This is a genomic window from Actinoplanes sp. NPDC051633, assembly GCF_040681735.1.
Taxonomy (GTDB): Bacteria; Actinomycetota; Actinomycetes; order Mycobacteriales; family Micromonosporaceae; genus Actinoplanes.
Map to the genome: position 1 here is coordinate 1 of NZ_JBFAZH010000583.1, position 4,961 is coordinate 4,961.

The 4,961-nt window shown below is 69.3% G+C and carries 5 protein-coding genes and 1 pseudogene; 2 read left to right on the top strand and 4 right to left on the bottom strand.

Annotated elements, in window-relative coordinates; genetic code table 11:
* The coding region (locus tag AB0M20_RS27125; protein WP_364302878.1) for an SWIM zinc finger family protein at nucleotides 1-263 on the bottom strand (263 nt) is incomplete at its 3' end.
* 121 nt (nucleotides 264-384) lie between these two features.
* On the opposite strand from AB0M20_RS27125, the pseudogene AB0M20_RS27130 reads away from it, so the two are divergent.
* A pseudogene (locus AB0M20_RS27130) lies at nucleotides 385-711 on the top strand (NAD-dependent epimerase/dehydratase family protein); the annotation flags it as partial.
* A 156-nt stretch (nucleotides 712-867) separates the two neighbouring features.
* Here the strand turns inward: AB0M20_RS27130 and AB0M20_RS27135 are convergent.
* A complete protein-coding gene (locus AB0M20_RS27135; RefSeq protein WP_364302879.1) occupies nucleotides 868-1,857 on the bottom strand; it encodes an EamA family transporter in 990 nt (329 codons plus the stop codon).
* A gap of 92 nt (nucleotides 1,858-1,949) precedes the next feature.
* Here AB0M20_RS27135 and AB0M20_RS27140 point away from each other — a divergent pair, with 92 nt between their 5' ends.
* Complete coding sequence (locus AB0M20_RS27140; protein ID WP_364302880.1) at nucleotides 1,950-2,432, top strand: MarR family transcriptional regulator; 483 nt, start codon at nucleotides 1,950-1,952, stop codon at nucleotides 2,430-2,432.
* On the opposite strand, the gene AB0M20_RS27145 is transcribed toward AB0M20_RS27140, so the two are convergent.
* Complete coding sequence (locus AB0M20_RS27145) at nucleotides 2,362-3,813, bottom strand: ATP-binding protein (RefSeq protein ID WP_364302882.1); 1,452 nt, start codon at nucleotides 3,811-3,813, stop codon at nucleotides 2,362-2,364. The two genes, AB0M20_RS27140 and AB0M20_RS27145, sit on opposite strands and share 71 nt — an antisense overlap.
* 54 nt (nucleotides 3,814-3,867) lie before the next feature.
* Nucleotides 3,868-4,860: a glutathione S-transferase C-terminal domain-containing protein gene (locus tag AB0M20_RS27150; protein WP_364302883.1), complete on the bottom strand. Its 993-nt coding sequence runs from the start codon at nucleotides 4,858-4,860 to the stop codon at nucleotides 3,868-3,870.
* Nucleotides 4,861-4,961 lie beyond the last annotated feature (101 nt).

The window sequence follows — 4,961 nt, forward strand, 5'->3', positions numbered from 1 at the left end:
CGAGCGACCCGGGCCGACCGCGACGCCTGCCACTGCGCCACGAACTCGGGGGCAGCGCCGGAGCCGAGATCGGTCTCGGCCCAGACGAAGAGCAGACCCAGGGCGTGCTTGCAGGGAAACTTGCGGCTGGGACACGAGCACTTGTACGCCGGGCCGTTGAGATCCACCGCGACCTGGTAAGGATTCTTCCCGCTGCCCTTGCACAGTCCCCACAGGACGTCGTCGGTGCGGCCGCTCGACGCCCAGTGGCCCGGCGTGCCCAAGCCACGAGCGCCCCGCAGCGAACTAGCGTCAGGGGCGAGCGCTATGACTTGGGCGGGCGACCAGCGTTCAACGGGCACCGGGACACCATAGGCAACCGGTACGACAATAAGGGGAGGGGCCATGAGGGTCATCGTCTTCGGCGCCACGGGCATGGTCGGCCAGGGCGTGCTCCGCGAGAGCCTGCTGGCCAAGGACGTCGACCAGGTGCTCACCGTGGGCCGCAAGCCGACCGGATTGAAGCATCCGAAGCTGCGCGAGGTCACCCTCACCGACTTCTCCGATCTGTCCCCGATCATGGACGATCTCGCGGGATACGACGCCTGCTTCTATTGCCTCGGTGTGTCGTCGGTGGGCATGAGCGAGGCCGACTACACCCGGGTCAGCTACGACTTCCCGATGGCGGCCGCGCGTACCCTCAAGGCCTTGAACCCGCTTCTGACCTTCGTCTTCGTCTCGGGGGCGGGGACCGACCCGGACGGCCGGCAGATGTGGCAGCGGGTCAAGGGACGGACCGAGGCGGAGATCATCGAGATGCTGCCGAACGGGTACGCCTTCCGACCCGGGATCATCGTCCCCACCCACGGAGCGACGTCGAAGACGCGGCTATACCGCACCGGCTACGCACTCGCGAACCCGCTGCTGACGCTGCTCGACCGCTTCACCCCGAAATACGTGACCAGCACCGACCGCCTCGGCCGGGCGATGCTGCGGGCCGCTCGTGGCGGGTTCCACCAGCACATCATCGCGAACACGGACCTGCGCTGACCGCTGGCCCCAGACCACCGCGCCGAAGGCGAGCAGCATCCCGCCCACCTGCACCGGCGTGAGGCGCTGATCGAGCACGGCCCAGCCCAGCACGGTCGCGACCAGCGGAGACAGCAACCCGAGCAGGGATGCCCGGGCGGCCGGCAACCGCTCCAGGCCCCAGAACCAGTTCGTGTACGCCAGCAGCGTCCCGATCACCGACAGGTAGGCGTAGCCGCCCACGTTCGTCCAGGACAGCCCGTCGGGGACCCCCTCGAAGAACAGCGCGATCGGCACCAGCAGCAGGCCACCGGCGGTCAGCTGCCAGCCGGTGACGGTCAGCAGCGACGCGTCCGGCCGCCCCCACCGCTTGGTCAGCGTCAGGCCCAGCGCCATCGACATGGTGCCGGCCAGCCCGGCGGCGATCCCGAGCGCGTCCAGCCGGGCGGTCGCGGTCAGCACCGCGAGGGCCACGCCGCCGGCGCCGAGCACGCCGGCCAGCACCGTGCGCAGCCGCACCCGCTCGGTCAGCAGCAGCACCGTCAGGCCCGCGACGACCAGCGGCTGGGCCGCGCCGAGCACCGCCGCCACACCGCCGGGCAGACGGTAGGCCGCCGCGAACAGCAGCGGGAAGAAGAAGCCGATGTTGAGCGCGCCGAGGATCGGCGCCCGCCACCACCAGTCGCCGCGAGGCAGGCGACGGGTCGCGGCGAGCAACAGGAGACCGGCGGGCAGCGCGCGCAGCAGACCGGCGAGGAGCGGCCGGCCGGGAGGCAGGAACTCGGTGGTGACGACGTAGGTGGTGCCCCACACCATCGGCGTGAGCGAGGTCAGCAGCAGCGCTCTCATCGGAACTCCCTCGACATGAAGTATCTTGACATCGAGATACTTTCGCAGGAGCATCTCCTTGTCAAGAAGTTCGACGTCGAGATAATCGGAGCATGAGAGATGGCGTTGACGCGATCATTGAGCAGTGGGCCCATGAGCGGCCCGACCTCGACACCACCGCCATGGCGGTCTTCGGGCGGGTGTTCCGCCTGGCGGCGGCGGGGGCGAGCGCCACGCACGCCGCCTACATGAAGTACGGCATCGGCCGGCCCGAGTTCGACGTGCTGGCCACCCTGCGCCGCTCAGGGGCTCCCTACGAGCTGCCGCCCAGCGCCTTGGCGACCTCGATGATGCTGAGCAGCGGCGGCACCACCGCCCGTCTGGACCGGCTCGAGAAGACCGGCCTCATCGTCCGCCGTCCGTCGGAGAGCGACCGCCGCAGCGTGCTGGTCCGGCTCACCGAGGGCGGTCTGGTGATCATCGATCAAGCCGTCGATTCCGGCCTGTCAGCGCAGCAGGACCTGCTCAGACATATGGCGCCGGAGAGGGTGAGGCAGTTGAGTGAGCTTCTTCGGGAAGCCCTCCAGAGTTCCTGAAGGCCGCGATCGCGTTGGACACCGCGTATCGGCTCTTGCCGAGCTCCTCCAGCGCGGCGCTGACATGCGACATGCCGGTCGACGCGTCGCCCGCCGTCGCGGCGAGCAGGTCGGCGCGGCGGGACAGCTCGGCGAAGAACGAGCCGGTCGTGCCGGCCGTCGAGCTGACGACGCGTTCCACCTCGTCCGGAGTGAGGTGCGCGGAGACGCCGTAAAGCGAGAGCAGCCGCCGGCGCCCGGCCGCGTCCGGCAGCGGCACCTCGGCCACCAGGTCCACCCGTCCGGGCCGCTGCGCCAGCGCCGGCTCCACGAGGTCGAGCCGGTTGGTGGTGAGCAGGAAGGCGATGTCCGCGTCACCGGCCACGCCGTCCATCTCGTTGAGCAGCTGGAAGAGCAGCGGGTTGCCCATGCCTAGGTGCGACATCGTGCGTTCCTCGGCGATCAGGTCCACGTCCTCGAGCACCACCAGGGCCGGCGGCAGCAGCCGGGCCAGACTGCAGGCCTCGCGGATGAACTGCACGCCCAGCCCGGTCAGCACGATCACCGTGGTGTCCGGCTGGGCGCCGATCAGGTGCCGGATGGTGTGCGTCTTGCCGGTGCCCGGCGGGCCGAAGAGCACGACGCCGCGCTTGAGGTGATGCCCGGCCTCGAGCAGCCGGTCGCGGTGCTCGGCGACGCCCAGGATCTGCCGGTGCACCGAGTCGAGCACGCCGTTCGGGAGGATCACGTCGGCCGCGTCCACGTGCGGACGCTCATGGAAGCGCAGCGGGCCGATGCCGTCGCCGTACTCGTAGGACTCGAAGGACAACACCTGGCCGCGGCAGACGTGGTGCTTGACGGTGTATTCGCGGATGGTCCGCAGGAACTGGCGGGCCGCATCGGCGTCGGAGCACATCACCTCGATCAGCATCTCGGGCACGGCCCGCCGGTGGCCGCTGAGCCGCACCAGGGCCGCCAGCCGATGCTCCGGCGTGGTGATGAGGTAGAGACCGAAGTTGACGCAGGCCTGTTCCTTGCCCACGCCGACCGAGACGGTGGCGTAATCGACGGCGCCCAGGTCGTACTGTCCGTGCTTGCGGGCCGCGTCGACCAGGTCGGCGAAACCCTGGTGCTCGCGGCCGCTGCCGACCACGCCGATCAGGTCGGCCTCGATGCCGTCGCCGGCCAGGTATGCATCCATCGCGGCCTGCACGTTCGCCTGTTCGTACGACGGCAGCGACTCGACGGTGACCGGCAGCTCGCCCGGGTCGGCGCCGAGGTGCTCGCCGAGCCGGCGGGCCAGCTCCGTCGGCTCGGGCGGCGGGGTGGCCCGCTGCAACGCCTTCATGAACGCGCGGAACTCGTTGGCGAATGCGCGCACGTCCAGCTCGTCGTCGGTCATGGCGAGGAACCTATAACTGATCGGACCACAAAAACCGCCCCACACTTGCGATCTTTACGCACCGTGGCCGGCTGGTACCGGTTCGCGAGGAGGCGGCGGGGGAGTGCCGTCCCCGAAGGGCCGCCCGCCCAGCGACTCGCGCCCGTGCGGGGTCAGCCAGCCGGTGAGATCCGGCCCGGCCGGCACGATCTGCGCCGGATTGAGGTTGGTGTGCACGACGTAGTAGTGCCGCTTGATGTCCACGAAGTCGATCGTGTCGCCGAACCCGGGCGTCTGGAAGAGATCCCGCGCGTACGCCCACAGCACCGGCATCTCACTCAGCTTCTGCCGGTTGCACTTGAAGTGTCCGTGGTAGACGGGGTCGAATCGGGCCAGCGTGGTGAAGAGCCGCACGTCCGCCTCCGTGATGGTGTCCCCGACCAGATACCGCCGGCTCTCCAGGTGGGAGGAGAGCCAGTCGAGACGATCGAACAGCCTGGTGTACGCGCGCTCGTAGGCTTCCTGGCTGCTCGCGAATCCGGCCCGGTACACGCCGTTGTTCACGTCGCGGAACACCAGATCGTTGATCCGGTCGATCTCCGGCCGCAACGCCTCGGGGTAAAGCTGCGGCGCGCCCTCGCGCTGATACTTCGTCCACTCCAGCGACATGTCGATGGTGATCTGCGCGAAGTCGTTGGTCACCACCTGCCCGGTCGGCACGTCCACGATGGCCGGCACGGTGATGCCCAGCGGATAGTCCGGGTCGCGCTTGAGGAACGCCTCCTGCAGCCGCTCGATCCCCAGCACGGGGTCGCGACCGCCCGGGTCGAGGTCGAAGGTCCAGCTCCGCTCGTCGTGCGTGGGCCCGGCGATGCCCATCGACAGGGCCTCCTCGAGCCCGAGCAGGCGGCGCACGATGATCGCCCGGTTGGCCCATGGGCAGGCCCGGGCCACGATGAGGCGATATCGCCCCGGCTCCACCGCGTATCCGTCGCGGCCGTCGGCCGTGATCCGCGTGGTCAGGTACCGCATGTCCCGGTCGAATTCACCGGATCCCTTCTCGCCCATACCGCCCATCCTGCACCGGTCCGGCGCTTCGCGCCGCGCACAACCCCGACGGGCTATATCGTGATCAACAAGTTTATTTTGTGTAGTTTTGGATTATTTAT

Coding starts and splice junctions, on each gene's coding strand:
- AB0M20_RS27135 (WP_364302879.1), bottom strand. CDS start 1,857: ATGAGAGCGCTGCTGCTGACCTCGCTCACGCCGATGGTGTGGGGCACC.
- AB0M20_RS27140 (WP_364302880.1), top strand. CDS start 1,950: ATGAGAGATGGCGTTGACGCGATCATTGAGCAGTGGGCCCATGAGCGG.
- AB0M20_RS27145 (WP_364302882.1), bottom strand. CDS start 3,813: ATGACCGACGACGAGCTGGACGTGCGCGCATTCGCCAACGAGTTCCGC.
- AB0M20_RS27150 (WP_364302883.1), bottom strand. CDS start 4,860: ATGGGCGAGAAGGGATCCGGTGAATTCGACCGGGACATGCGGTACCTG.